At 67.1% G+C, this 25,582-nt stretch carries 20 protein-coding genes and 1 tRNA gene; 7 read left to right on the top strand and 14 right to left on the bottom strand.

The genetic code is table 11. The features are described from left to right. The 4 genes from VGR67_01975 to VGR67_01960 all read right to left on the bottom strand — a co-directional run. The coding region (locus VGR67_01975; GenBank protein ID HEV8335168.1) for a tetratricopeptide repeat protein at window positions 1–1,671 on the bottom strand (1,671 nt) is incomplete at its 3' end. Continuing rightward, window positions 1,668–2,831, bottom strand: coding sequence for a S41 family peptidase (locus VGR67_01970; GenBank protein ID HEV8335167.1), 1,164 nt, complete (start codon window positions 2,829–2,831; stop codon window positions 1,668–1,670). The genes VGR67_01970 and VGR67_01975, both read right to left, overlap by 4 nt. A 15-nt stretch (window positions 2,832–2,846) precedes the next feature. Next, the gene (locus VGR67_01965; protein ID HEV8335166.1) at window positions 2,847–4,025 is read right to left on the bottom strand and encodes a peptidoglycan DD-metalloendopeptidase family protein; all 1,179 of its coding nucleotides are present in this window, start codon (window positions 4,023–4,025) and stop codon (window positions 2,847–2,849) included. Beyond that, window positions 4,006–6,231 (bottom strand): alkaline phosphatase family protein, encoded by a 2,226-nt coding sequence (locus tag VGR67_01960; protein ID HEV8335165.1) that lies wholly within the window; start codon window positions 6,229–6,231, stop codon window positions 4,006–4,008. The genes VGR67_01965 and VGR67_01960 overlap by 20 nt, the downstream gene beginning before the upstream one ends. Before the next feature lie 194 nt (window positions 6,232–6,425). Here VGR67_01960 and VGR67_01955 point away from each other — a divergent pair, with 194 nt between their 5' ends. Further along, window positions 6,426–7,964, top strand: coding sequence for an ABC transporter substrate-binding protein (locus VGR67_01955; protein HEV8335164.1), 1,539 nt, complete (start codon window positions 6,426–6,428; stop codon window positions 7,962–7,964). Here the strand turns inward: VGR67_01955 and VGR67_01950 are convergent. Further along, a complete protein-coding gene (locus VGR67_01950) occupies window positions 7,961–8,623 on the bottom strand; it encodes an L-threonylcarbamoyladenylate synthase (GenBank protein HEV8335163.1) in 663 nt (220 codons plus the stop codon). The genes VGR67_01955 and VGR67_01950 overlap by 4 nt on opposite strands. Window positions 8,624–8,714: 91 nt before the next feature. On the opposite strand from VGR67_01950, the gene VGR67_01945 reads away from it, so the two are divergent. Then, window positions 8,715–9,557: an RNA methyltransferase gene (locus VGR67_01945; protein ID HEV8335162.1), complete on the top strand. Its 843-nt coding sequence runs from the start codon at window positions 8,715–8,717 to the stop codon at window positions 9,555–9,557. Here VGR67_01945 and VGR67_01940 read toward each other — a convergent pair. The 8 genes from VGR67_01940 to VGR67_01905 all read right to left on the bottom strand — a co-directional run bounded on the left by VGR67_01940 (window position 9,554) and on the right by VGR67_01905 (window position 18,527). Continuing rightward, window positions 9,554–11,908, bottom strand: coding sequence for a PAS domain S-box protein (locus VGR67_01940; protein HEV8335161.1), 2,355 nt, complete (start codon window positions 11,906–11,908; stop codon window positions 9,554–9,556). The two genes, VGR67_01945 and VGR67_01940, sit on opposite strands and share 4 nt — an antisense overlap. 40 nt (window positions 11,909–11,948) lie before the next feature. Next, the gene (locus tag VGR67_01935) at window positions 11,949–13,271 is read right to left on the bottom strand and encodes an EAL domain-containing protein (GenBank protein ID HEV8335160.1); all 1,323 of its coding nucleotides are present in this window, start codon (window positions 13,269–13,271) and stop codon (window positions 11,949–11,951) included. Beyond that, entirely contained in the window at window positions 13,271–13,642 is a 372-nt protein-coding gene (locus VGR67_01930; GenBank protein ID HEV8335159.1) for a response regulator, read from the bottom strand. Before VGR67_01930 ends, VGR67_01935 begins: the two co-directional genes overlap by 1 nt. A 354-nt stretch (window positions 13,643–13,996) precedes the next feature. Beyond that, window positions 13,997–15,469: a sigma-54 dependent transcriptional regulator gene (locus VGR67_01925; GenBank protein ID HEV8335158.1), complete on the bottom strand. Its 1,473-nt coding sequence runs from the start codon at window positions 15,467–15,469 to the stop codon at window positions 13,997–13,999. Between the two features lie 225 nt (window positions 15,470–15,694). After that, window positions 15,695–16,087 carry a polymer-forming cytoskeletal protein gene (locus VGR67_01920; GenBank protein ID HEV8335157.1) on the bottom strand — a complete coding sequence of 131 codons (393 nt, stop codon included), beginning with the start codon at window positions 16,085–16,087 and terminating at the stop codon, window positions 15,695–15,697. Between the two features lie 40 nt (window positions 16,088–16,127). Continuing rightward, window positions 16,128–16,203, bottom strand: a tRNA-Gly gene (locus VGR67_01915). Between the two features lie 45 nt (window positions 16,204–16,248). Further along, on the bottom strand, window positions 16,249–17,361 hold the full coding sequence (mnmA, locus tag VGR67_01910; protein HEV8335156.1) for a tRNA 2-thiouridine(34) synthase MnmA: 1,113 nt from the start codon (window positions 17,359–17,361) through the stop codon (window positions 16,249–16,251). Then, window positions 17,358–18,527 carry a cysteine desulfurase family protein gene (locus VGR67_01905; GenBank protein HEV8335155.1) on the bottom strand — a complete coding sequence of 390 codons (1,170 nt, stop codon included), beginning with the start codon at window positions 18,525–18,527 and terminating at the stop codon, window positions 17,358–17,360. The genes mnmA and VGR67_01905 overlap by 4 nt, the downstream gene beginning before the upstream one ends. A 193-nt stretch (window positions 18,528–18,720) precedes the next feature. Between VGR67_01905 and ileS the strand changes: the two genes are divergently transcribed. The 5 genes from ileS to VGR67_01880 are packed head-to-tail and all read left to right on the top strand — an operon-like array spanning window position 18,721 to window position 24,743. Continuing rightward, window positions 18,721–21,612 (top strand): isoleucine--tRNA ligase, encoded by a 2,892-nt coding sequence (gene ileS, locus VGR67_01900; protein HEV8335154.1) that lies wholly within the window; start codon window positions 18,721–18,723, stop codon window positions 21,610–21,612. Beyond that, window positions 21,609–22,118, top strand: coding sequence for a signal peptidase II (lspA, locus tag VGR67_01895; protein HEV8335153.1), 510 nt, complete (start codon window positions 21,609–21,611; stop codon window positions 22,116–22,118). Before ileS ends, lspA begins: the two co-directional genes overlap by 4 nt. Before the next feature lie 7 nt (window positions 22,119–22,125). Continuing rightward, the gene (lgt, locus tag VGR67_01890; protein ID HEV8335152.1) at window positions 22,126–22,905 is read left to right on the top strand and encodes a prolipoprotein diacylglyceryl transferase; all 780 of its coding nucleotides are present in this window, start codon (window positions 22,126–22,128) and stop codon (window positions 22,903–22,905) included. Between the two features lie 12 nt (window positions 22,906–22,917). Continuing rightward, window positions 22,918–23,868, top strand: coding sequence for an RluA family pseudouridine synthase (locus VGR67_01885; GenBank protein HEV8335151.1), 951 nt, complete (start codon window positions 22,918–22,920; stop codon window positions 23,866–23,868). Continuing rightward, window positions 23,865–24,743 carry a Rossmann-like and DUF2520 domain-containing protein gene (locus tag VGR67_01880; protein ID HEV8335150.1) on the top strand — a complete coding sequence of 293 codons (879 nt, stop codon included), beginning with the start codon at window positions 23,865–23,867 and terminating at the stop codon, window positions 24,741–24,743. The genes VGR67_01885 and VGR67_01880 overlap by 4 nt, the downstream gene beginning before the upstream one ends. Before the next feature lie 49 nt (window positions 24,744–24,792). Here VGR67_01880 and VGR67_01875 read toward each other — a convergent pair whose 3' ends face one another. Next, window positions 24,793–25,518: a hypothetical protein gene (locus VGR67_01875; protein HEV8335149.1), complete on the bottom strand. Its 726-nt coding sequence runs from the start codon at window positions 25,516–25,518 to the stop codon at window positions 24,793–24,795. Window positions 25,519–25,582: the final 64 nt, after the last annotated feature.

The raw sequence follows: 25,582 nt of genomic DNA, 5'->3' as shown, positions 1-25,582 counted from the left end.
CATGTAGCCGAGATAGTTCAGCGCCTCAGTGTTCTCGGGGTCCTTCCGGATCAGCTCCCGGAATCGCTTCTCCGATTCTTTGAAGCGTCCCAGACGCTCCTCCACGACGGCCGCCTGGAACTCGAGGTCGCGGGAGTCCGGGTGCTTGCGGGCCCCGTCGCGGACCCAGGTTTCCGCCGCCTGGGGATTCTCCGCCCTCAAGCAGGCCTGGACCACCTGGAGATAGGCTTCCGCGCTTTCCTCCGATTGGGTCAGCAGATCCTTGAAGAGCTCTTGGGCCGGGGAGGGGCGGGACTCTCGCAGCAGGAGCTCTCCTTCCATGGCCCGGAGCTCGGGACTGTCGGGGAACTTCGCGAGGCCTGCCTCCAAGGCGTTCCGCGCGTCGGCGATCTGCTTCGCCTCGATGTAGGTCCGCCCGAGCAGCGCGTAAAGGTCCTCGCTCGGCTTTTCGCTGGCGTCCAGCGCCCGGCCGAGGGACTGAATCGCCGCCGGATAGTTTTTCTCGAGCAGGCGGATCAGGCCGACCTGAGTGCTCGCGAGCGCGTAGAAAGCGCGGGCGGCGGGCGAGTCACGGTCCTCGGTCGACTTCAGGATCTGCCCGTACAGGGTCAAGGCGGCATCGTCCTCGCCGCGGTTCTGATGGAGGCGCGCCAGGAAGAACCGCGGCTCGAGAGACGCCGGGTCCAGCTCCAGCGCCTTCTGATACGACTCCTGGGCCCGCGCCGTTTCGTGGGTGCCCTCGTAGGCCTGGCCCAGCTCGAGCAGCGCCCGGCCGTTTCGGGGGTCGAACTCCAGCGCCGTTTTCAGGTGGTCCTGGGCTTCGCGATAGCGTTTCTGGGAGAGCAGCGGCCCCGAGAGGCGGTAATGTCCGTACGGATTGTTCGGATTCAGCTCGATGAGCCGGCGGTAGACCTTTTCGGCCTCCGCGGGGCGGCCGGCCTCTTCCAGCGCGAGCCCGAGACCGTTGAGGACCTCGCGGTTGTCGCGATCCTTTTCGAGAGCCGCACGCAGCGTCGCGATGGCGTCGTCGCTGCGGCCCGCCTGCTGGTAGTTGCGGGCCAGCTCCAGGAGCACCGAGGAGGAAGCGGGATGAGAGGCCCGGAATCCTTCGAGGGTCGAGCGGGCGCCGTCAAGATCCCCGCGGTCGGTCTGGATCTCCGCCAGCGCCAGCGCCACGCTTTCGTCTTCCTTCTTGTCCTGGATCAGGCCGCGGTAGATCGTCTCCGCCTCTTTCAGGCGCTCGTCTTTCTTGTCCCCCTCCGGGCTCCGGCTCACCAAGATCTGGGCGAGAAGGCGGCGCCCCTCGACGTCGGCCGGATCGGCGCTCAGGGCCTTCCGGACTTCCTGCTCCGCGGCGTCGTTCTGGTTGAGCGAAGAGTAGAGATCGGCCAGCTCGACGCGCAGGTCCGGGGAGTCATCGGAGCGGAGGGCCTGCTCCAGGTAGCGGAGCGCGTCGTCGTAATTGCGCGTGAACTGCGCCTGCTGCGACAGGGAGTAGAAGTAGTAGGCGAGGCCCTTGCCGGGACCCGCGGAGGAAGCGCCGGGGCGGGTCGCGGCGAACGTCGAGCCCGTCGCGGCGATCAGGCACAGCGCCGCCGCCCGGCGGAACAGGCCGCGGGCTTCCGCGCCTTCGCCTCTCAAGGCCCCGCGGTCCGGACTCTCTGGAATCACGCCGCCTTCCGTTGCTCCGTCTTCAGCACTTCCAGCCCCTTGCGGAGCTGGAGATCCTGTCCGGAGTCGCCCGGTCCGGCCGCCTGCTGGACGTCGGGGCTCAGGCCGGTTCCGTTCCATTCCTTGCCCGTCGGCGAGAAGTACTTTCCCACCGAGATGCGGATCCCGTCCCCTCCGGGAAGAGGGATCGTCTTCTGAATCGATCCGAGGCCCCAGGTCTTCTCCCCCACCAGGGTCGCCCCGGCGCGATCCCGCACGGCGGCGGCGAGCACCTCCGCGGGCCCCGCCGTTCCGAGCCCCACGAGGACGACCAGGGGCCCTTTCCAGAGAGGCTCGCCGGGCGGCGCGTTCAAGTCGCTCTTCCCTTCTTTGCGGTCGGCGATCGTCACCACCTTTCCGGGGCCGGTGAACAGCGCGGCCGTCTTCACCGCCTCTTCGAGGCTCGGCCCCGCGTTCGAGCGCAGATCCAGCAGCAGGCGCCGGACCCCTTGGGAGCGCAGGCTCTGCAGCGCTTTGCGGACCCGCAGCGACTCCCCCGGATCGAAGCCGGCGAGCCGGATCACGCCGATGCCGGGCTCGGGCAGGGAGCTGGCGAAGGCGGGATGCTGTGGAAGCCGCCGGACCAGGTTGAAATCCTGGCTGCGGGAATCGAGCATCTTGATCACTCCCAGATGCACTCCCGAGCCGGGTTTCCCCTGGAGCGCCTGCGTCGCCTCCCAGACTCCCATCTTCGAGGTGGACTTGCGATCGATGGTCAACACCAGGTCGCCGGTCCCGAGGCCCGCCTTGTCCGCCGGAGAGCCGTCGATCACGCTCACGATCACTGCGTAGCCGCGCCGCTTGGAGAGGACGGCCCCGACGTCGGCGGGACCGTTGCGCTCCTCGCGGGCGGCGCGCTTGAACTCCTCGGCGGTCAGATACTCGCTCATAGGGTCCAGGTTCTCGAGCATGCCGCGGTACGCCCCCTCCATGAGGGCGTCGTCGCGGACCGGCTCCACGTAGTTGTTGCGCACCAGATAGAGGACTTCGTTGAAGAGCTTGAGAAAAGTGTAGGTGCCCTCGACGGCCAGCGTGCGCCCGAGGATGCCCCCCATCAGCACGAAGGCCATCAGGCAGCCCGAAACGCCGAGCATCACTTTGCGTCCTTCATCGACCCGCATCGTTCTCCTCTTTGTCTATTTTACATTTCGTTGTGTCAGCCAGGGGATCGGGTCTTCCGGCTTCCCGTCGCGCCAGATCTCAAAATAAAGCTTGGGGCCTTCGAGCGAGCCGGTATCGCCCCCCCGGGCGATGACCTGGCCTGCCAGGACCCGATCGCCTCGTCCGACCAGGCGCTCGGAGGCATGAGCGTACACCGTCATGAACCCCCCTGCATGCTCCAGGACCACGAGATTGCCATATCCCTTGAACCAATCGCTGAACGCGACCATTCCGTCGAAGACGGCCCGCACCGGCTCGCCGAGTGCGACTGCAAGATCGAGGCCGGGATGCGGGACGAGCGTGTCGAATTTCGTGCTCTTGCGGGCCCCGAAGGGAACCAGCACCTTCCCGGAGACCGGCCACGGAAGCAGCCCGCGGAATCGCTCGAACCCCACCTTCCAGTCCGGGGATACGGTCCCCCCCGTGGCGAGGGTCTGGACCAGACGCTGCAGATCACGCTCCGTGGCGAGCATCTCCTGCAGCGCCTCTTTCTGGCCGGCGGCTTGCCGGCGCAGCCCTCCGAGCAGCTGGGATCGATCCGATCGGATCCCTTCGAGCTCGCGGCGTTGGGCCAGCTCCTGGGAGCGGTAGGTCCGCAGGCTGGCCTGGCGGAGCTCGAGCCGTTCCTGGTCGTCCCGGAGCCGGGCCAGATCGGTCCGAAACGATTGAACCCGGCGACCGTCCATCTCCGAAAGGCGCGAGGCGATGCCGTAAGCCTCCGAGATCTCCGCGGGGTTCCGGGCCGTCAGCACCACCCGGCGGAAATCGAGCGGGCCGCTCACATAGAGGGCCCGCAAGCGGGCGGCCAGAACGCTGCCCGTGCGCCGCAGGCGGCCTCGCAGCATGGCCGTCTCGGCGGTGATTGAGCCGATCTCGCTTCGGCAGCGGGCGATCTCGGCGTCCAGGATCTCGATCTGCCCGCGATGCAGGGCCAGCTCCAGATCCAGGTGATGGAGATCCCCCAGCAGACCGCTCTCCTTCTGGCGCTCCTCCTGCAAGGCGGCTTTGAGCCGGTCGATCTCGCGGCGCACCCGATCCAGGCGCTGCTGCTCCGCTTCTTGGGGGCTGGGCGGCTCGTCGGCCCGCGCTCCGGCGGCGGCCAGCCACGCAACCATCAGCGCGCCGAGGCCGCGCCTAATAGAAGGAGCGCCCATCGATCCCTTCCACCGGCGGCAGATCCAGGACTTTCAGGACGCTCGGAAAAATGTCCTGGATTCCCGCTTCCGCGCTTTTCAATTTCCGGCTGGAGAACAGGATCCCCGGCACGAGGGAGGGGTCGACCGAACAGTGATCCCCGCTCCAGGCCTTGAGGTTGTCCTCCACGATTCGGGGCGGGACCTCCCCGAGCGCCGTCTGCCAGCCCACCCGGTAATGGTCGCTGTTGGCGGCCCTCAGGTCGGGCAGGAGTCCCGGATCGAAGCCCTTGTACATCTCTTCGCGCCGGTAGACTCTCAGCACCGGGTGCTCGCCCGTCTCGGGATCCACGAAGGCCTGCAGGCCGTCGATGATCCCCTGCCGCACCTTCTCGTACTCCTCCCCCGGGGCGACCGAGCCCCGCGGCTCCCGGCCGGCCAGGTTCACGTAGAGGCTCCCGAGGCCCATCGCGTAGGCCCGGGTCTGCGACCAATCCACGAACTTGAAGAACTCACCGGTCTCCCCCCGATCGAACAGGTCCTCGAGGCTGCGCGTTCCGCCCGGTCCCGGCTTGAGGACCATCCAGCCGTTCTTGACCAGCCAAGTGTTGTAGTTGATGCCGCGCCGGAAGGAGGCGAAGCCGTGATCGGAACAGACCAGGAAAATCGTGTCGGCGGGAAGGAGGGCGCGCGCCGCGCCGACGATCGAGTCCATCCGGACGTAGGCCTTCTCGATCTCCCCCGCGAACCGCGCCGCCTCCACCGGGTCGTAGAGAGGGTGCCGGGAATCCAGCATCCTCCACCAGAGATGGGCGATCCGATCGGTGAAGTCGAAGACCTGGATGTAGAGGCGGCTCTTCCCCTCCTTGAGGAAACGGCTCATCATCTCCTCCTGCTTGCGGGCGGTGAAGTCCATGTCCTCGAGAAACAGCTCGTCGTCGCCGAGGCCGGCGCTGGGAGTCCAGGTGTCGATCGGCCATCCGAGCGTCTTGAAGAGCCCGAAGAGCGGAACGAGGGAGCCGGCGAAGCCGGGGGGCGAGGAGAAGGGGATCGGCTCGAATTCGGGATGGAAATTCACCGGAGAGAGATAGAGCTGGATCTGCGGGGCCAGCGAGATCAGCTTGAAGCGGCCGATCCCCCGGATTCCCGAGACCCGGTCCACGAGCCAGTTCACCGGAAAATGAAAGGTGACCCAATCGCTCCATTGCCCCGGCGAGAGCGTCTGCCGCTGGCCCGAGACGGAAAGGGTGAGGCGCGAGCCCTCGACTTCGATCTCCAGCGGCAGGTCGATGCGGCGGGGCACGCCCTTACGCTGGAGCTCCTCCTCGAGCCGCTTGCGCGTCCGGGCTCGCTCCTCGGGCGAGCTCGTCCGGGCGAGGCCTTCGTCGACGACGTAGTCGAAGAACGGCTTGTTGTAGGGCCCCACGACGTGGGTCTTCATGCGGCCGCTGGCCGCCGGCAGGGCGATGAACTCGATGCTGAACTGGTTCTCCTCGAGGCGCCTCTTCAGCCCCGGGTCGGAGCTGTAGAAAGACGGAGATCCGATCCGGCCCCGGATGTCGGGGACTCCCAGCCCCGAGAGCATCTGCATGTCCGGAACCTCCTCGGCTGGAAAGGTGTTCGGGACGTGCAGGACGCGGGTCGGGACTCCATGCTCCGCGGCCCATCGCCACAAGGTCACGCCCTTGCGATTGTTGAGGGCGTCGGGGACCATCCGGGGAAGATCCTCCGCGGCTAGCCGGCCGGAGGCCCAGCCGATCGGGATCGAGGCGACGAGGGCGCCCGCCAGAACGAGTCTCTTCCGCGCACGGATGAAGGCCGCCGCGAGCGCTCCCGCGAGAACCACCGCGGCGCCCGCCGCCGCCCCCGCGACCCATGGGTTCTGGGCGCCGAACAGGAACTTCTTGCGGCTCTCGGTGCCCATGGCGAATTCCGGGATGTAGGTGCCGTCGATGCGCTTCAGGAAATCGAAGATCTCCGTCCTTCCGGGGTTGATGCCGGTCGCGAAGGTGGACCAGGAGACGGGCGTCTGGGGAGGATTGGTGGTGGCGAGCCGGAGGTAGCTTCCCTCCCCCTTCAAGCGCGCCAGGTTCGGCAGCTTGCCCGCGTCGAGATACTGCTCGACGAGCTTCGGGTCGGCCCCGTCGAACCCCAGGATGACGACGCGCGGCGAGGCAGCCGCGACCGGCGCGAGGTCGGCCCCCGCGAGCACAAGGCCGGCGGCCAATATGAGTTGGAATCTTCTCACGAAGGGAAGGAGCCCTTTCCGGCCTGCTATCGGCGAGCCGTGCGCCTCGACACCGGAACGAATTATAGTGTCGAGGCTCCGTCCCGACAAGAAGTTACGGAGAATTCCCTTGCCCGGCATTCCCGCCATTGGCTAAGATGCCGCCGGCTTTCGGCGCGCCGGAAAGGAGCTTCGTGAGACGAACGGCCTTGGCGGGGTTCCTCGTCCTCCTGATGACGGGCTGCGCGCTGATGACGGGCTGCGCGCGCGGCTCCCGGGAAAGCTCTGCCGGGCTTCTCACGCTGGCGATCGACGTCGGCCCCGGCAGTCTCGATCCGCGGCTGGGCAGCGACGAGTCCTCCCGGCGGATCCAGCAGCTCCTCTATAACAGCTTGATCCGCTACGACGAAAAGGGGAATCCGGAGGGCGACCTCGCGTCGTCCTGGGAGAATCCCGATCCGCTCCGGTACGTCTTCCACCTGCGCCCTTCGATTCGCTTCCAGGACGGCCGGCCTCTCACCTCCGCCGACGTGCGGGACACCGTCGAGTCGATCCTGCGCGACGAGGTCCCCTCCTTCCGCAAGGGGGATCTGGAAGTCATCCAGGGCATCGAGACTCCCGACGATCTGACGATCGTCTTCCGGTTGAAGCAGCCCTTCGCCCCGTTCGTCGCGAACCTCAGCCTGGGGATCCTGCCGCGCGGCGCCGGGCCTCAGGCCGGGCTGCATCCGATCGGAACCGGTCCGTTCCGCCTCGTCCGCCACCGCAAGGACCAGGACCTGCAGTTCGAGGCGTTCGACGGATACTTCGGCGGGAAGCCGGGGATCCGCCGGCTGCGTCTGAAGATCGTGCCCGAGGCCACGTCGCGCCAGCAGGAGCTCCTGAAAGGCAGCGTCGATCTGGTGGTGAACGATCTCACTCCGGATCAAACGGAGTCGCTCAAGCGCGTGCCGCGGCTCCGCGTCCTCTCCTCCCCCAGCAACAGTTACACCTACTTGGGCTTCAATCTGGAAGATCCGATCCTGAAGGACGTGCGGGTTCGCCGGGCGATCGCGCACGCCGTCGATCGCAAGCGGATGATCGAGATCCTGCTGCACGGACTGGCGCGCGAAGCCACCGGACTGCTCCCGCCCGACCATTGGGCCTACGAAGCGAAGGTGGCAACCTATCCGCATGACCCGGACCGCGCCAAGGCGCTTCTCGATGCGGCCGGCCATCCCGATCCGGACGGACCCGGACCGCGGCCTCGATTCGGCCTCACGTACAAGACGACGACGGCCCAGCTGGCCCGCGAGCAGGCCAGCGTCTTCCAAGAGCAGCTCCGCGAGGTGGGCATCGACCTCGAAATCCGCAGCTTCGAGTGGGGGACCTTCTACGACGACATCAAGGCGGGAAGGTTCCAGATCTTCTCGCTTCAGTGGACCCAGATCCTCGATCCCGACGTCTACCGCCTGCGGTTCGGCTCGGCGTACCTGCCGCCGGCGGGATTCAACCGCGTGCGCTACCGGAATTCCGAGGTCGACCGGCTTCTGGAGGAAGGAGCCCGCGAGGCCTCCCCCGAGGCGCGGCGCCGGGCCTACTCGCGCATCCAGCAGATTCTGGCCGAGGAGGTGCCGTACGTGAGTCTCTACCATAAATCGAATGTGGCGGTGATGACGGAGCGGGTTCAGGGCTTCACGCTGACTCCGGCGGGAGATTTCTCGGTCCTGTCCCGCGTCACGCTCCGCCCTTAGTCCAAGGGTGGCGCGTCCCACGACGGCGGCAGCCCGAGCGCCGCGGCGAGCGCTTCCGCGGGAACGGCTCCCCGGCGGAGCAGGCGCGGCGGTGAGGAGGTGATGTCGACCAGCGTGGAAGGCGGGCCGCTCGGGAGGACTCCCCCGTCCAGCAGCAGCGCGAGCGAGCCGATCAAGACGGGTTCGAGGCGGTCCGGATCGAAGACCTCGGCCCCGCCGTGCCGGTTGGCGCTGGTCGCCGGAATCGGCCGCCGGGCTTCGCGGGCCAGCTCGCGGGCGGCGGGACATGCCGGAACGCGAATGGCGATCGTCTCGCCCCAGTCCCAGCGCGCCAGGCGGTCGGGACGGGTCAGGGGGAGCACGAGCGTCAGGGGGCCCGGCCAGAACCGGTCCACGAGCCGGCGCGCCAGCTCGGAGTCGAGCGAGGCGAGACCGCAGACCTGGGACACGTCCGCGGCGAGGAACGGAAGCCGATGGGACGCGGGCCGGTTCTTGAGGCGGTGAAGGGACTCGAGGGCGTGCCGGTTGGCCGGATCGCAGCTCAATCCGTACAGGGTGTCGGTCGGGAGCGCCAGGATTCCTCCCTGCTCCAGGATACGGGCCGCCTCCCGGAGGACCTCGGCTTCAGGATGGCCAAGATCCAAGCGCAGACGCTTCATCACAGCTTCTCCCTCCGGATCGATCGTAGTGGAGGGGGTACGGGCCAGGCAAGCCGACTCTCCGGCAGGCCTTCTCACGGCGGAGCCTGAAGTGGCCATCCCTCCCGACGCCTCGCCCCCGATCGCCAGCCGCAAGAACCCTCTGATGCGGCGCATCACCCGGCTCGAGAAAGAGCCGCGGCTCCGCGAGGAGCAAGGCCGGTACCTTCTCTGGGGCTGGAAGATGGCCGAAGAGGCTCTTCGCCGGCCCGGCGATCTGGAGCGGCTGCTGATTGGAGCGGCCCTCGCCCGGCAGGCTTCGGGCCGCGCGCTGCTCCGGAGAGCGGCGAAGCTCTCGATTCCGATCAGTCTGGTCGAGGACAGGGTCCTGGACGAGGCGGCCCCGGGGGCCGGCGATCAGGGAGTTCTCGCCCTCGTCAAGATCCTCCCCGCGAGTCTCGAGCAGATGGTCGACCAGCGCCCGGATCCGGTGCTGCTGATCACCGACCGAATCCAGGATCCCGGGAATCTCGGAACGCTCGTGCGGCTGGCGGAGACCGCCGGGCTCGCCGGCATCGTGGCGGCGGCCGGAACGGTAGATCCCTATCACAGCCGCGCCGTGCGCGCCTCGGCGGGGTCGATTCTGCGGGTGCCCGTCGCCAGGACGAGCGGCGCGGCCGAGCTCGCGCCTTGGTGCCGGAGGCGCGGCCTGCGCATCGCCGTCTCTTTGTCCGAAGGGGGCGTTCCATGCGAGCAGGCCGATCTTCGGGGATCGCTCGCCCTCGTGGTGGGCAACGAGGGGGAGGGGATCGGAGCGGACTGGCTGGACGTGGCCGACCTGAGGCTCACCGTCCGTCTCGCGGAGACGTCCCAATCGCTCAACGTGTCCCAGGCGGGGGCGATTCTTCTGTATGAAATGATTCGGCAGAGACGAAGCGAGCGGACGAAGCGCTAGCGACCGGGTTTCTCGCTGTTCGCGGGGGCCGGCCGGGGCGCTTCCCGGCGCTGGTCCGACCGGGAGGATGCCCGCGGAAGCGTGAACGCGAAGCGGGTTCCCTCTCCGACGCGGCTCTCCACGCGGATGTCGCATCCGTGCATCGCGAGGATTTCCTTTACGATCGACAGGCCGATGCCCGTGCCTTCATAGTTCTTGCGGGCCGAGGAATCGACCTGGTAGAAACGATCGAAGATCCGGCCCTGAGCCTCGGGCGGAATGCCGATGCCCGTGTCCTGCACCTCGACGTCGACCATCCCGCGGTCCCCCGCCTTGACCCGTAAGGTGATCCGGCCCCCTTCCCGGTTGAACTTCACGGCGTTGGAAAGGAGATTGATGAACACCTGGGAGATCTTTCCCCGATCGGCCTTGACGTCGAGATCGTCGGTTTCGTACTCGGTGGTGACGTAGATTCCCTTGGCGCGGATCTTCTCCCGGACCAGCTCGATCGTCTCGTCCACGACCTGCCAGAGCGGGAACTCCTCCAGCTGGAGGGAAGCGTCGCCGCGCTCCATCTTCGAGAAGTCGAGGAGGTTGTCGATCATCTCCACCAGACGATCGATGTTCCGGAGGGCCACCGTCAGGCCCTTCTCCTGCTCCGGGGTCAGGGGGCCAATCTTGCGCTTGAGGATCATCTCCGTGTAGCCCTTGATAAGCACCAGCGGGGTCTGCAGCTCGTGGGAGACGTTCGCCAGGAGGTTGGACTTCATCGCGTCCACGGAGCGCAGCTCCTCGTTGAGCGTTTCGAGCTGGGCGTTCCGGGAGGTCAGATCCTCGCGGGCCGAGCGCAGCTCGGCGACCGAGTCCTGCAGCTCCTTCTGGGAAGCCGCCAGGGCCCGATGGCTTTCCCTCAGCGAATCCTCGGCCCGGCGCCGCCCGGTGATGTCGCGCCACGAGGTGACCCGGCCGGAGATCTCACCGCGGGGATTCCGGTAAGGTCCCCAGCAGACCTCGAGGATGCGGTGATCCTCGCCGGCCAGCTCGATCTCCTGGACTCCCTTCTCCTCGCCGGAGGCCTCGAACAGCGTGGCGACGCTGTCGGCCTGCCGCGATCGGCGGGCCAGCTCCCGGGCGAGGCGCTCGACGCTCCAGCTCATCACTTCCCTGCCATCGATCCCGAGCATCTCTTCAAAGCGGGAATTCACGATCAGGGGCGCCGGGCCCGCCCCGCCGTTCTCCACGACGAGGATCCCGTCGGACGTCGAATCCAGGCTCGACTCGAGGAGGGCCCGGCTCGCGGCGAGTTCCCTCTCCGACTGCCGGCGGTCGGTCTCGTCCCGCAGCACGCCCAGCAGGGCGGGCGATCCCTGGTGCTCCAGGCGCGAGAAGAAGCCACGGACCTCCCGCGCCACGGAGCTGCCGGCCCGCCGCATGGGGAAATCGAACTCGCGCCGCCCCCCTTCCACCAGGATCTTGTCCAGGAGATCGAGCGTCCGGAGGAGGTCCTCGGCGACCAGGAACTCCTTGAAGGGCCTTCCCACGAGATCCTTGGCCGGGATTCCCAGCAACTCTTCGAGGGTCCGGCTGGCGGTGACGATGCGGCCGGACTGCAGGAGGACCACGGCTTCTCCGAGGCCCTCGACCAGGCCGCCGTAACGCTCTTCCGCTTCATGGAGCTTCCGGTCGAGAGCCGCCTGCTCGGTGACGTCCCGGAAGATGCTCACGTAGCCGCCCGCCTCGCCCGGGAAGGAGCCTTCGCTGACTGACAGCTCGGCGGGAAAAGTGCTGCGGTCCTTGCGCAGGAGCCGGACGCGCTGCACCAGGCCCGTCTCGCGCAACGATCTCCGGGCCAATTTCGGGATGATTCGATCCCACTCGTCCTCCGGAAAGAGCGCCTCGACGCTGCGGCCGATCAGCTCCTCCGGGCGATATCCCAGCTGCCGGGCCGCCCCTTCGCTCAGCAAGGTGACGTGGCCTTGCGGGTCGGTCGCGATGACGGCGAAATCCCGCGGCGTGTCGAGGATGGCCTTCATCTCGTCCCGCTGGCGCTCGAGCGCGACGATGCGATCGCGCAGCTCCCCCAGCAGGTGGTTCAAGCCCGCCACGAGATCCCGGGCCTCTTCGGAGACGTTCATCGGAAGCTGCCGGCCGGGTCCCACCTGGCGGATCTCGTCGACGCCCTGGACGAGCCGTCGGAACGTGAGCTGGATGGAGCGCCGGACCAGGGGCACGATGATCAGCAGGAGGGCGACGAGCGCCAGCGCGAAGAAGGAGACGGCGAGGAGGAGCCGGCCCAGCGGATCGGCCATCAAGGCGCCGAGCGTCTCCTCCCAGGCGCCCATCGCCGCGGGGTGCATGGTCCAGAGTGCCATGGTCATCGGCTCCGCACGACGCGAATCCGGCGAAGCGGCCTCAATGGCCGGCCGGATGCCTCCCGCCGGCAGGTGGGAGGGAGGGCGCCGGCGCTCCCAGAAAATAGCCTTGTCCCAGACGGACGCCGAACTCCCTCAAGGCTTCCACCTCTTCCTCCGATTCGATCCCTTCCGCAATGACGCTCGCGCCGATGCGCTCGCCGATTTGAAGGATGGAGGAGACGATCTCCTGCTTGATGAGGTTCTGATGGATCCGCTGGACCAGGGACAGATCGATCTTCAGGAATTCGGGGCGGACCTCCGAGATGGTCTGCAGGCTGGAGTACCCCGTTCCCACGTCGTCGATCGCGACCTGGAAGCCGTGCTCCCGGATTTTCTCGAGACGGCGTCCGAAGGCTTCGAAATCGGCGATCCCGGTCCGCTCGGTGATCTCCAGCACGACCCCCGTCGCGGGGGGGGTGTCGGTGGCGCGGAGATCCTCGACGAAGCGGGGATCCAAAAGGGTGGCCGGGAGCGAGTTCAGGAACAGCTTCTTGCCGGAGTCCAGGCCGCGGGCGGCATGGAGGGCCCGCTTCCGGCACACGGAATCGAGAAGCGCCGAGATCCGCATGCGATCCGAGAAGCCGAACATTGCTTTGGGCGTCTCGAACATCGTGCCGCGGGGGCCGCGAGTGAGCGCCTCGTATCCGAAGACCTCGCCGGAGGTCACGTCGATGATGGGCTGGAAATGGGTCTCGACCAATCCCGCCCGGATGATCTGCCGGAGCTCGGCCCCGCTGCGCAGCTCCTCCCGCTGGGCCGCCTTCACGGCCATCGATCGAGCTTCCTCGATGGCGCGATACACGAGCCGCTCGATTCGGAACACCGGCTCGCAGCGCAGGACCGAGTAGCCGGTCGCGATCTCCATCTCGGGCAGGACGTCGCGCGGGATCTTGCGCCCGAGGACCTCGGTGAGCCGGCGGCGAAGGTCGGCCGCCATCTCCTCCAGGCTGGAGAGGCACGGCTCCGTGCCCCGGAAGGTCTCGGGAAGGAAGAGGATGAAGGCGCCCCCGTGGACTCCCGAGATCGTCAGGAGCGCGCTGCGCGGATAAGCGGGTCCCCTCAAGGCGCGCAGCTCCAGGGCCATCTCGCCGAGGAGGCTGTCGAAGAGCTGCCAGCCGCAGATCCCTTCGACGCGCTCGTAGTCGAACACTTCCAGGTGAAGCAGGCCGAGCGTGGGCCGCCATTCGACCATTCTCTGCAAGTCGTCGAAGTGGTAGGGAAAGGCGTAGAGCTGCGTGTTCTGATCGAACAGGGCGCTCTTCAGCTCGAGGAAAGAGGCGCGGAAGTCGTCTCCGCCGTTGGGCGCGCCGCGGCCGGCCATCAGTGATCTCCCGGCGAGAGCTGTTGGAAGATTCGACCGACCCGTTCCAGCAGCTCATCGTAGGAGAACGGCTTGGTGATGTAGTCGAAAGCACCCTCCTTCAATCCCTGCACCTTGTCCCGGAGCTCGAACTTGATGGAGAACATCGCCACCGGGATGTGCCGCGTCTCGCCGTCCAGTTTCATGAGTTTGAGGGTCTCCCACCCGTCCTTCCCCGGCATGTTGATGTCCAGGAGGACCAGATCGGGACGGGCCGAGGGAATGAGCTTGAGGGCTTCCTCGCCCGACGACGCCGGAACCACCCGGTAGCCGCCGCTCTCGAGGATCAGACGGGTCATTTCGACAATTTCCCGGTCGTCGTCGACGACCATCACGCAACGGTTCGCGATCAGCGTCATGAGGCGGCGGCCCGGCCTGCTTGGAGATCCCCGCCCGCCAGGCGAGCGGCGGCGGCGCCGGGGAGCGGCACGGCGTCACCCAAGAGGCGGGAGAGGCGATCCTCGGAACGAGCGGCCCGGGCGAGTCCGGAACGTCGGAGAGAAGGGCGCTGCCGCTTCCGGAAGAGCCCGGCATCTCCGACGATGAGTCTCTTCGTCATCGAGCCCTCGCCAGGACGTCCCAACGCGCGGATGGCATCGCCGAGTCGAAGCGGGTGGGTGAAGAACGAGCCAATCACGCGAACCGTATCACAGGCGTCTTCGCAGAGGCAAGGAGTGCCAGCGAGTTCAGGCGATCTGGGCCTTGCGGTTTTCGGGAGGCTTCCCGGGCTCTCCTGCGGCTCCGGTCGACGAGCCTGCCTCGGCCACGGCCAGGACGCCGTTGCGCTTCAGCGGGATGCCGAGACGCTTCATCTTCTCGATGAGAGTCGTCCGCTTGATCTTGAGAAGCTCCGCCGCGCGGGTCTTGACCCATCCGGAGCTTTCGAGGGCCTGGAGGAGCATTTTCTCCTCGTACTCCGCCATCACCTCGTCGAGCGAGACGCCGTCCCCGCCGACGCGGACCAGCGGTACGGGCGTGGCGACCGACTCCTGGATCTCCCGGGGAAGATCCTCCAGGCCGAGCTCCTCGCGGCCGCGCGACAGGGCGACCGCCCGCTCCACGACGTTCTCCAGCTGCCGCACGTTCCCGGGCCAGGAGAATTCGCCGAGAGCCCGCATCGCCTCCGCCGTGAACCGGGGGACGGGAATCCCCATCTCGCGGCTGTGTTTGTGGAGAAAATGATTCACGAGCAGCGGAACGTCCTCGCTCCGCTCGGAGAGATTCGGAAGGTGGATCTGAATCACGTTGAGACGATAGTACAGATCCTCCCGGAAGCTCCCCTGCGACACCAGTTCCTTGAGGTCCTCGCGCGTGGCGGCGATCAGCCGCACGTCGACCGTGACCTTCTCTTTGGCGCCGAGAGGGAACATCTCCCGATCCACGAGCATCCGCAGAATCTTGCTCTGCAGCCCCGGGCTCAGGGATCCGACGTCATCGAGGAAGAGCGTTCCCCCGGCCGCCGTCTCGATCCTTCCCTGGCGATCGGCCACGGCGTCGGGAAACGCCCCCTTCGCGTGACCGAAGAGGTCGTCCTCCAGAAGGCCCTCGGGAATTCCTCCGCAAGCCACCGAGACGAAAGGCTGGTCCTTGCGCTCGCTGTTGAAGTGCAGGGCCCTCGCGACCAGCTCCTTCCCCGTTCCGACCGCGCCGTGGATCAGCACCGTGCTGCGCGTGGAAGCCACCTGCTCAATGAGTGAAAGGACCTTCTTCATGGCCGGACTGTTCCCGGCGAGCGCGCTGATCCCGAAGTGGCTCTCGATTTGCCGCCGCAGGAAGAGGTTTTCCCTCCGCAGCCGGCTGCGCTCCAGGGCCTTGCCGACCACCAGCTCCACCTCTTCCATGCGAAACGGCTTTACGACGTAGTCGAAGGCGCCCATCTTCATCGCCTTGATGGCCGTCTCGACGGAGGCATAGCCGGTGATCATGATCACGGAGAGCTCGGGATGGTGCCGGTGAACTTCCTGGAGCACTTCCATGCCGTTCATGTGCGGCAGAACCATGTCCAGGATGAGGAGGTCGCAGCCCTGCTCACGGATCGTCCCGAGCGCCTTTTCACCGCTCTCGGCGGCGTGCACCACATGCCCCATGCCCGAGAGCGAGTCGATCAGGACCTGGCGGACTCCGGGGTCGTCGTCGATGACCAGTATCTTCTCTTTCACCGTTGCTCCTTCTCGCGTCCGCCATCGGGTGGACGAGCGGCTGGACGTCCACGCCAGGAAAGGCAAGAGGTGTGCCAGGCCTGACGGGCCGCTTCGTCCCGGTCAAGTGCGTTTAGAAGTAAGCGATTAGAGAACCCGCGTCGCGGCGAGTGTCAACGGAGTGACGTGGAATGTCAGGAGAGCTACGAATAATCGTCAGGGGGTTGACTGGAAAACTGCCGGCCTTCAGGAGTCGGCGCCGACGCGGGCGATCGTCCCTTGGAGGATGCCGCCCTCTTCGACGCGCAGGCGCCCGGCCCAGATCTGTCCGGTCACCGTCGCCGTCGGGCGGATCAGCAGGGTGCCGCGGGTCCGCAGATTGCCCTCGGCCTCGCCGGCGATGGTCATCTCGGAGACCCGCACCTCGGCGTCGAGCCGTCCGCCCTCGGTGACGGTGAGGCGATCCTCGATCCCAATCGTCCCGTGAATCTGGCCGCGGACGACGAGCGGCCCCTTGCCGGTCACCTCGCCGCGAAAGCGCGTGTTGCGGCCGATCACACTCGTCGCCGCCTCGGAGGCGGAACGCGCCATGCCGCCGCCCGGAGCGACGGGGCCTTTCGGCTGCTTTCGGAAGAACATCGAAGGAGAGCTCCGCGGATCCGGTCGAGGCGATGAGAAATGGAGCGGGCAACGGGGATCGAACCCGCGACTTCAAGCTTGGGAAGCTTGCACTCTACCAGCTGAGCTATGCCCGCACCGCTGCTATTCGACGCGAATATAGACCTCCCCTTCGCTCCCTGTCAACGGGCGGTGCCGATGAAGCCTCCTCCCAGGACGAGCTCACCTTGGTAGAAGACCGCGGCCTGGCCCGGCGTGATCGCCCGCTGGGGGCGGCGGAACCGGATGCCGACGCCTCCGCCTCCGTCGGGCTCGATCCGCGCCTCCTCGCCCGCGTGGCGATGGCGGATTTGCACCCGGGCCTCGATCCCGTCGCGAGGCGGATCGACGCCGATCCAGTTGGGCGCCGGCACGAAGCACTCGCTGCGATACTGCTCTTCCTCCCTGCCCAGCACCACCTGGCGGCGGTCCGACCGGATCTCGAGGACGTAGAGGGGCTCGGGGGCCGTGACTCCCAGGCCCCGCCTCTGCCCCACGGTGAACCGGTGAATCCCTTCGTGCCTTCCGAGGAGGCGGCCCTGGCGATCGACCATTTCTCCCGAGGCGCGCGCCGCCTCCCCGATCTCCGCCTCCAGGAAGCCGCGGTATCCGTCGCGCGAGAGGAAGCAGACATCCATGCTTTCGGGCTTGTGCGCGACGCGGAGGCCGCCCTCCTCGGCGATCCGCCGGACTTCGGTCTTGGTCAGATCCCCCACCGGGAACAGGGCGCGCTCCAGATGGTCCTCGGTGAGCCCGAACAGGAAATACGACTGGTCCTTGTCGAGATCCCGGGCCCGAAGCAAGCGCATCCTTCCGGTGAGAGGGTCCCGGCGCAGCCGCGCGTAATGCCCGGTGGCGATTCGCTCGTAACCGAGGCTCTCCGCCCGCCGCACGAAGTCCCCGAATTTCACCTCGCTGTTGCAGTGCGCGCACGGCAAGGGCGTTCTTCCGGCCGCGTACTCCGCCACGAAGTCGGCCAGCACGGCGCGCCGGAACTCCTCCTCCAGGTTCAGGACGTAGAAGGGAAAGCCGACGTGGTCCGCGACGCGGCGCGCGTCGAGGAAATCGCGGGGAGAGCAGCAACGCCCGAAATCGGCCGCCTCGCCTCCGGGGCGGTCGTGGAGCTGCAGGGAGATTCCGACGAGATCGTGCCCGCCGCGATGGAGGAGCAGCGCGGCCACGGAGCTGTCCACTCCGCCGCTCATCGCGACGGCGATCCGGCCGCTCGCCGGTGCCGCGGGGGCCGAATCGCTCAAGCGCGCCTCCGCAAATCGGCCGCCGCGGAGAGGCACTCGGCCGGGGCGCGCATGCGGCCGACGACCGCCTCCAGAACCTCGGCGAAGCGCTCCACCTCGGCGGGCGACGTGGCCCTTCCGAGACTGATCCTCAGGGTCGACCGGGCCACCTGCTCCGAGCAGCCGAGCGCCAGCAGGACGTGCGAGGGGCGGACGGTCCCGACGGCGCACGCGGAGCCCGTCGACACGGCGATCCCCTCGAGATCAAGCGCGATCGCCAGCGCTTCTCCGGAGCATCCTTCGACGGCGACGCTGAGGGTGTTGGGAAGCCGCGGCGCGCCGCGTCCATGGAACCGGACGCCAGGAATCCTCCGGGCCAGCGCGGCCTCGAGCGCGTCGCGCAGCGCGCCGAGCCGCAGGCTTTCGCCCGAGATCTCCTGGGCCGCGAGCCTCGCCGCCACGGCGAAACCCGCGATCAGCGGCAGGGTCTCGGTCCCGGCGCGGCGGTGGGACTCCTGCCCTCCTCCGTGGAAAAGAGGCGCCAGCCGGATTCCGCCGCGGATCCACAGGGCCCCCACGCCGGGGGGGCCGCCGAGCTTGTGCGCGGAAAAAGAGACGAGGTCGGCTCCCAGCGTCGCCACGTCGAGCGGCGTCTTCCCGGCGCTCTGGACGGCATCGCTGTGAACCAGCACCTCGGGCCGTCCCAGCCGCCGGCACACCTCGGTCACGGGCTGCAGCGTGCCGATTTCGTTGCTCGAATGAATCAGAGAGATGAGAACCGTCTCCGGCCGCACCGCGTCGAGGAGGGCGCCGGGATCCACGACCCCGCCGGAGCCGGGCGGCACTCTCGAGACGCGGAAGCCGATCGTCTCGAGGTGGCGGCTGGCCTCGAGGACCGAGGAATGCTCGATGGCGGAGACGACGAGGTGGCCGCTCCCCGCGCGCAGCGCGGCGCCCAGAACCGCGAGGTTGTTCGACTCCGTTCCCCCGCTCGTGAAGACGATCTCCTCGGGCCGCGCGCCGATGAGGCACGCCACCGATTCGCGGGAGGATTCCAGGAGGATCTTGGACCGATGTCCGCGGCGGTGGATGCTGGAAGGATTGCCGTAGCCCGAGCGCAGGACGCGGGAAATCTCTTCGGCGGCTTCGGCGCGCACCGGGGCGGAGGCGTTGTAATCGAGGTAGATTTCGATCGGCGGGCTCTCCGTAATTGTTTGGGCGGCTGGAAGTTAACATAGCTCCGGCGACGAGTCAATCGATGCGGCGCCGCCTTGATCTTTTACGACGCCGATGATAAATTGCAACGCTTTCCGTGCCAACGAAGCGGAAGGGCGAGCCCGACTCGACACCCCTCCGTGTCTCCCGGCCACGAGGTCGAAGGTGAAGAGCTCGGCGGATCTCAAGCACACGATCAATTTGCCCCGAACGCTCTTTTCCATGAAAGCCAACCTGCCCGAGCGGGAGCCGGCCTACCTGGCCCGCTGGCAGCGCTTCGATCTCTACGCGCGAATCCGCCGCGCCCGGAGCGGCTCCCCTCGCTTTCTGCTGCACGACGGCCCTCCTTATGCCAACGGGGACATCCATCTCGGTCAGGCCCTCAACAAGATTCTGAAGGACGTCGTGGTCAAGTCGCGGAACATGATGGGCCGGGACGCCGCTTATCGCCCGGGCTGGGACTGCCACGGCCTGCCGATCGAGCATCGCGTCGAGCGCGATCTCGGAAACCGGAAGCGGGAGATGAGCCCGCTCGATATCCGGAAGGCCTGCCGGGAATTCGCCGAGAAGTACATCGGCCTGCAGCGGGAGGAATTCAAGCGGCTCGGGATCTTCGGAGAATGGGAGCGCCCCTACCTGACCCTCGATCCCGGCTACGAGGCCGCCATCGTCGAGCACCTCGGAAAGTTCTTCGTCTCGAAGGCGGCCTATTTCGGCAAGAAGCCGGTCCATTGGTGCGCCTTCTGCAAAACCGCGCTCGCCGAGGCCGAGGTGGAGTACGAGGATCACGTCTCTCCTTCGATCTACGTGCGTTTCGAGCTGGCGTCCTGGAAGCATCGCGAGCGTTTTCCCGCGCTGGGGAAGCGCCCGATCTCGATCCTGATCTGGACCACGACTCCCTGGACGCTCCCGGCCAATCTGGCGATCGCGTTTCATCCGCGTTTCGTCTACGAGCTCATCGAGACGGGGGGCGAGGTGCTTCTCATGGCGCGGGACCGCGTGGCGGAGGTGGCGAAGGAGTGCGGCTTCCGGGTCGACGCCTCGCTCGGAACGATCGAGGGGCGCGAGCTCGAAGGATCGGGGAAGGCGTTGCGCCCGTATCCTCAGGACGACCGGCCTTTCGCCGAGCTGATTCTCGGGGAGCACGTCACCCTGGATCAGGGCACCGGATGCGTCCACACCGCGCCGGGTCACGGGCAGGAGGACTTCGAGGTGGGAGCCCGCTATCACCTTCCGCCCTACACCCCGGTGGACGACGAGGGCCGCTTCGTCGGCTCGATGTTTCACTCCGCGGAGCCCTACGCCGCGGCGCTCGACGGCCGGCGGGTCGGGGACGCGAATGCCTGGATTCTGGAGGATCTCGAGCGTCGCGGGCTGCTGCTTCATCAGCGGAGCTACCGCCACGCCTATCCTCATTGCTGGAGGTGCCGGAACCCCGTCCTGTTCCGGGCGACCGATCAGTGGTTCATTTCGCTAGAAACCACCGGCCTGCGGAAGAAGGCCCTCGCCGAGATCGAGCGGGTTCGCTGGATTCCGGAGACCGGCCGGGTGCGGATCTCCAACATGGTCGAGAACCGTCCCGATTGGTGCATCTCCCGGCAGCGCGCCTGGGGAGTTCCGATTCCGATCTTCGTCTGCTCGCGCTGCTTCCCGGCGGACTCCGGCGCGTTCGTCCGCGATGCGGCCAGCTTCGCCCGGATCGCGCAGGTCTTTCGCGAAGAGGGCTCCGACAGCTGGTTCCGTGCCTACGGCAGCCCTCGGGAGATGCTGGACCATTTCCTTCCCCCGGAAACGGCTTGTCCCGGCTGCGGGCGAAGGGAGGACCTCCGCCCCCAGCACTATATCGTCGACGTCTGGTTCGAATCGGGGGTGTCGAGCTTCGCGGCGCTAGCCGCCGCCGACTGGCCCGCCGATCTCTACCTGGAGGGCACCGACCAGTACCGGGGATGGTTCCAGTCCTCGCTGCTTCTTGGGGTCAACGCCCAAGGGAAGGCTCCATATCGCGGCGTGCTGACCCACGGATTCACCCTCGACGGCGAGGGGCGGAAGATGTCGAAGTCGCTGGGGAACGTCCTCTCTCCCCAGGACATCGTCAAGAAATACGGCGCGGACATTCTCCGACTCTGGGTCTGCATGGTGGATTACGTGGACGACATGCGGCTCTCGGAGGAAGTCCTGGCCCGCAACGTGGAGGCCTACCGGAAGATCCGCAACACCAGCCGGTTCCTGCTCGGGAATCTCTATGATTTCGATCCGGCTCGCGATCTCGTTCCCCTCGAACGGCTCCTGGAGGTGGACCGATGGGCCCTGCACCAGGCGAACGATCTGCTGGCCCGCGCCCGATCGGCCTACGAAGCCTTCGAGTTCCACCGGGTCTACCACGCGTTGAACCACTTCTGCTCGGTGACGCTCAGCGCCTTCTACCTGGACATTCTCAAGGACCGGTTGTACACCTCGGTTCCAGGATCGCCGGCGCGCCGGTCGGCGCAATCGGCCCTCCATAGGATCCTGGACGTGCTTTGCCGCATCATGGCTCCCGTCCTCAGCTTCACGGCCGAGGAGATCTGGCAGCACCTGACGGTCCGGGCGGATCCCGACACTCTGTCCGGGTCGGTCCACCTCCAGGAATTCCCTTCGCCGATCCCGCTTCCCGACGAGGCGGACCTGCTGTCGCGCTGGGGGCGCCTGGCGGAAATCCGGGACGAGGTTCTCAAGGATCTGGAGCGGGCCCGCGCGAGCCTCGGGATCGGCAATTCTCTGGAGGCCTGCGTCACGCTGGAAGCGACGGGAGAGGTGGCGGCGCTTCTGGAGAGGCACCGCGACGACCTCGCGTCGCTGTTCATCGTCTCCGCGGTTGAGCTCAGGCCGGCCGGACCCGGCGCGCGGCCGGCCGAGGGGATCGAAGGGCTGCGGATTGAAGTGGGGCGGGCCAAAGGAGAGAAATGCGGCCGATGCTGGAACTACAGGGAGGATCGGGGCCGGGACGGCGAGTTCCCCGACCTGTGCGGCCGATGCGCCCGGGCGGTCCGTGAGATTCTGGGACAACCCCCCTCATGAGGTCTTCGCAGCCCCAGGCCCTGCGCCTTCTCTATCTTGGACTGAGCTTCATCCTCTTCGGAATGGATCGCGCGACCAAGGCGCTCGTCGTCCGGCACCTGCCTCTCTACGAGTCGGTTCCGGTCGTCGAGGGCTTTTTCCATCTGACCCACGTGGCCAATACGGGCGCTCTATTCGGGCTGATGGCGGGCCTGGCCTCGCCTCTCCGGGGTTTCATCTTCATCGCCATCCCGGTGGTTGCCATCGTGCTCATCGTGGTTTTTCAGCTCCGCTCGCGCCAGGGGGATCTGTTCACCCAGACCGGTCTCGCGCTCATCCTCGGCGGCGCGTTGGGCAACCTCTACGATCGGATCCGCTTCGGCCACGTGGTCGATTTCCTGGATTTCTCGCTGGCGGGCTACCATTGGCCCGCCTTCAACATCGCCGATTCCTGCATCTGCCTGGGCGTGTTCACGCTGATGCTCGATCTCTATCGGCGCGATCGGCACCCGGCTCCTGCCTCGTGAGGATGGCATGCATCCCGTTCTGGTGAATCTGGGAGACTTCACTCTCGGGACTTACGGACTCTTCTACGCCGTCGCCTTCCTCGTCGGGGTGCGCGTCAGCATGGCCTACGCGCGGCGGGAGGGGATCGAGCCCGGACGCATCGTCGATCTGGGAATCTGGGTCCTGCTCGCGGGGATCGTTGGTGCCAAGGCGCTCCTCGTCCTGATCGACTTGCCGTTCTACTGGCGCCACAAGATGGAGATTCTCTACAACTGGCGCTCGGCGGGCGTCTTCTACGGCGGATTCCTCGCGGCGGTCGCGGTCGGGACGCTGTACGTGCGCAAGAACCGGCTCCCCCTGGGGAAAGTTGCGGACGCGACGACTCCCGGCCTGGCCCTGGCGCAGGCCATCGGCCGGGTCGGCTGCCTGTCCGCCGGGTGCTGCTATGGGAAGCCGACCACGTCGCGCTGGTCGTTGACGTTCGTCGATCCCCGGGCGCACGACCTCACCGGCGTCCCCTTGGGCGTGCCGCTCTATCCCACCCAGATCTACCACGGCCTGGCCGATCTCGGACTCTTCGTGCTCCTCGTCTTGTTCTACCGCCGGAAGTGGGCCGACGGCGTCGTCTTCTGGATGTATACGCTGGGGTACGCCGTGCTCCGTTTCATCATCGAATTCTACCGGGGCGATTTCCGCGGGGACGTCTTCGGAGGACTCCTCTCCACTTCGCAGCTCATTAGCCTGGTGGCGGCCGCCGCGGCCGTCTTCTTCCTGATCACCCTGAGAGCACGTCCGCGACCGAGCTGAGGAATCCCGGAAGTGGAGCGCATCGTGGCCCTGGTCGTGGATCCCTCGGAGGGACGGCCCCGGCTGGATCTCTTCCTCGTCCGCCATCTTCCCGAGAGCAGCCGCGCGGCGATCCGGCGCTGGATCCTCTCCGGGAACGTGACGGTGGAGGGAAAGCGCCCGAAGCCCTCGGCCCATTTGCGCCCCGGAGACCGCGTCCGCGTGGCGATCCCGGCGGCGGCGCCAACCCGCCTGATTCCCGAGCCCATTCCTCTGGAGATCCTCCATGAAGACGACGATCTGATCGTCTTGCTGAAACCTCCGGGAATGGTGGTGCATCCCGGCGCCGGAGCACATAGCGGGACGCTCGTGCACGCCCTCCTGGCCCGCCAGGGCGGCCTGTCGCAGATCGGCGGAGAGGAGCGCCCGGGCATCGTGCACCGGCTGGACCGCGACACTTCCGGGTTGCTGGTGGTCGCCAAGAACGACGCCTCTCATCGCTCCCTTTCGAGCCAGTTCTCCGGACGGCGCGTCCACAAGGTCTATCTCGCTCTGGTGTGGGGCCGGCCCGTTCCGGCCCGGGGCCGCATCGAAGCTCCCATCGGCAGGCACCCCGCGTCGCGCACCCGGATGGCGGTGCGGCGCGCGGGGGGCCGAGAGGCGGTGAGCGAGTACGCCACGCGCGAGAGTCTCGGCCCGTTCAGCTTTCTGGAAGTTCGCATCCATACGGGGAGGACTCACCAGATTCGCGTCCATCTCGCGCACCTGGGGCATCCGATCGTCGGAGATGCCCGTTATGGGGGAGGAGGCCGGACGTTGCGCTCGGCGACGGCGAAAGCCTGCCTCGCCTCGTTCCCCCGCCTGGCGCTGCATGCCCATCGTCTCGAGTTCCGTCACCCCTCGAGCGGCGAGCCCCTCGGCTTCGAGGCTCCCCTTCCGGAGGATTTCGAGCGCCTGCTCGATTGCCTCCGGGCGATTCCATGAAGAAGCTGCGCTTCCTTTTGGTCGGCCCCGGAAGACTCGGGACGAGCCTCGCGGCCGCCTGGGTTGGCGCGGGGCACGTGTGCGCCGGCGTGCGCGGCGGGACGGCGCCGGCGCGGGCGCGCGCCTGGAGGCTGATGCGCCGGCGGGCGCCGCGCGCCGGCGGGCGCCCGCCCGCCTTCGATCTCCTGCTTATCGCGGTGCCTGATCGGGAGGTTTCCCGGGTGGCCCGCTCCTGGGCGAAGCGAGGCTCTTGGGAGGGGCGGTTCGCGCTGCACACCAGCGGCGTCCTGCGCGCTTCGGTCCTCGCGCCCCTGCGCGCTCAAGGAGCTTCAGTGGGCGCCCTGCATCCGCTCGTCAGCATTCCATTTCCCGATCCCGGTCCCGGTCTGTTTCGGGGCATCTATTTCGGAGTGGAGGGCGACCCGGAAGCCAGCCGATGGGCCCGCCGGCTTGCCCGGGACGCCGGGGGTCGAAGCCTGGAGATTCGGGCCACAGGGAAGGCTCGATACCATCTCGGAGCCTGCCTCGCTTCGGGCTATCTCCTGGCGCTTCTGGACGCGGCGGCAAGCCGCATCGCCGCCGGCTCGGCCGACCCGGCCCTCCTGCGGAGGGCGTTCCTGGCGCTGGCCGAATCGACGCTTCGGAACGCCCGTGCCCGCGGCATCGAGGCCGCGCTGACCGGGCCGATTCTGCGGGAGGACGTCGTTTCCGTCCGCGCTCACGGGCAGGCGCTCGCGCGGCTCCCGGCTGTGTGGAGGGCGCTTTATCGAGGACTTGCCGCGCACACCCTCGACCTGGCTGCTCGCTCCGGAAGGATCAGGCCTTCGTCTGCCAGGCGGATTCGGCGCGTCTTGGAGGTGGAGGAGACGGAATGATGGCCGAGAAGACGAGCACCGGGCTTCTAAAGCAGTGCGGCGATGCCGATCAGGGACAAGGCGGTGGGCACGGCAGCGTGATCTGAGCGGTTTCCCGGACGCTGCCTTGAATCCCCAGGGTCGTATCGGTGGAAGTATCGATGTTTCCCGATTTATCGATCGCTTGGACGGAAAACACGAAGTCTAGTGTGGCCGTTGGAGCGATCGTTTGCACGGTGGCATAAGTTGAGAAGGTGTGGCCTATTCTCTCCTGATCGGTGTCCTCCGGGCAGGTGTTGGGCTGGGGGTTGGTGGAAGCGAAGTAGAATACTCGGGTATAGATGCCGTCGCCCGCCTGGAGGTCGCCCGAGGTAATCACGGCGCCCGTTCCGATCGTTTCCAGGGGCACGGACCCGTCGTCGAACATCTGGAGGGCGATCTGGTTGATCTGCGTGATGCCGGTGGACAGGGGCGGATCCAGGAAGTGGACGACGACGACCAGAACGTCGGTGTTGTTCGGCGCGGTGGGATCGGTGACGCGCGCGGTCACCGTGACACGGTCCAGGTCCGCGACCTTTTCCTGAAGGAAATTGAACTGGCAAATACCAGGCGGGTCATTGCATACGTCCACCGTGGTGGAACAATCAAACTCCTTCCGTTCCTTGGTGACGGAGACCTCGGAGATCTCGGGAGCAGCTCCGAAGACACTATTGATCTTCGTTCCTTCAGACTTCTTGCAGCCGCTGAAGAAGACGATCAGCAGCGAAACCGCCAGGATGCACGACTGCTTTTTCACCACCCCTCGGCTCCCCCTTTTGGCGCACCGGCTCGGACAGAACTCGTTGATCAATCGCCCTGCT

It is taken from the genome of Candidatus Polarisedimenticolia bacterium (genome assembly GCA_036004685.1).
Lineage (GTDB): Bacteria > Acidobacteriota > Polarisedimenticolia > Gp22-AA2 > AA152 > DASYRE01.
This window is presented reverse-complemented; position numbering and strand designations above follow the sequence as displayed.

What these genes read in the sequence shown, in the direction of transcription:
- VGR67_01970 (HEV8335167.1), bottom strand. Translation starts at nt 2,831, where the DNA reads ATGCGGGTCGATGAAGGACGCAAAGTGATGCTCGGCGTTTCGGGCTGC.
- VGR67_01965 (HEV8335166.1), bottom strand. Translation starts at nt 4,025, where the DNA reads ATGGGCGCTCCTTCTATTAGGCGCGGCCTCGGCGCGCTGATGGTTGCG.
- VGR67_01950 (HEV8335163.1), bottom strand. Translation starts at nt 8,623, where the DNA reads ATGAAGCGTCTGCGCTTGGATCTTGGCCATCCTGAAGCCGAGGTCCTC.
- VGR67_01940 (HEV8335161.1), bottom strand. Translation starts at nt 11,908, where the DNA reads ATGGCACTCTGGACCATGCACCCCGCGGCGATGGGCGCCTGGGAGGAG.
- VGR67_01935 (HEV8335160.1), bottom strand. Translation starts at nt 13,271, where the DNA reads ATGGCCGGCCGCGGCGCGCCCAACGGCGGAGACGACTTCCGCGCCTCT.
- VGR67_01930 (HEV8335159.1), bottom strand. Translation starts at nt 13,642, where the DNA reads ATGGTCGTCGACGACGACCGGGAAATTGTCGAAATGACCCGTCTGATC.
- VGR67_01920 (HEV8335157.1), bottom strand. Translation starts at nt 16,087, where the DNA reads ATGTTCTTCCGAAAGCAGCCGAAAGGCCCCGTCGCTCCGGGCGGCGGC.
- lspA (HEV8335153.1), top strand. Translation starts at nt 21,609, where the DNA reads ATGAGGTCTTCGCAGCCCCAGGCCCTGCGCCTTCTCTATCTTGGACTG.
- lgt (HEV8335152.1), top strand. Translation starts at nt 22,126, where the DNA reads ATGCATCCCGTTCTGGTGAATCTGGGAGACTTCACTCTCGGGACTTAC.
- VGR67_01880 (HEV8335150.1), top strand. Translation starts at nt 23,865, where the DNA reads ATGAAGAAGCTGCGCTTCCTTTTGGTCGGCCCCGGAAGACTCGGGACG.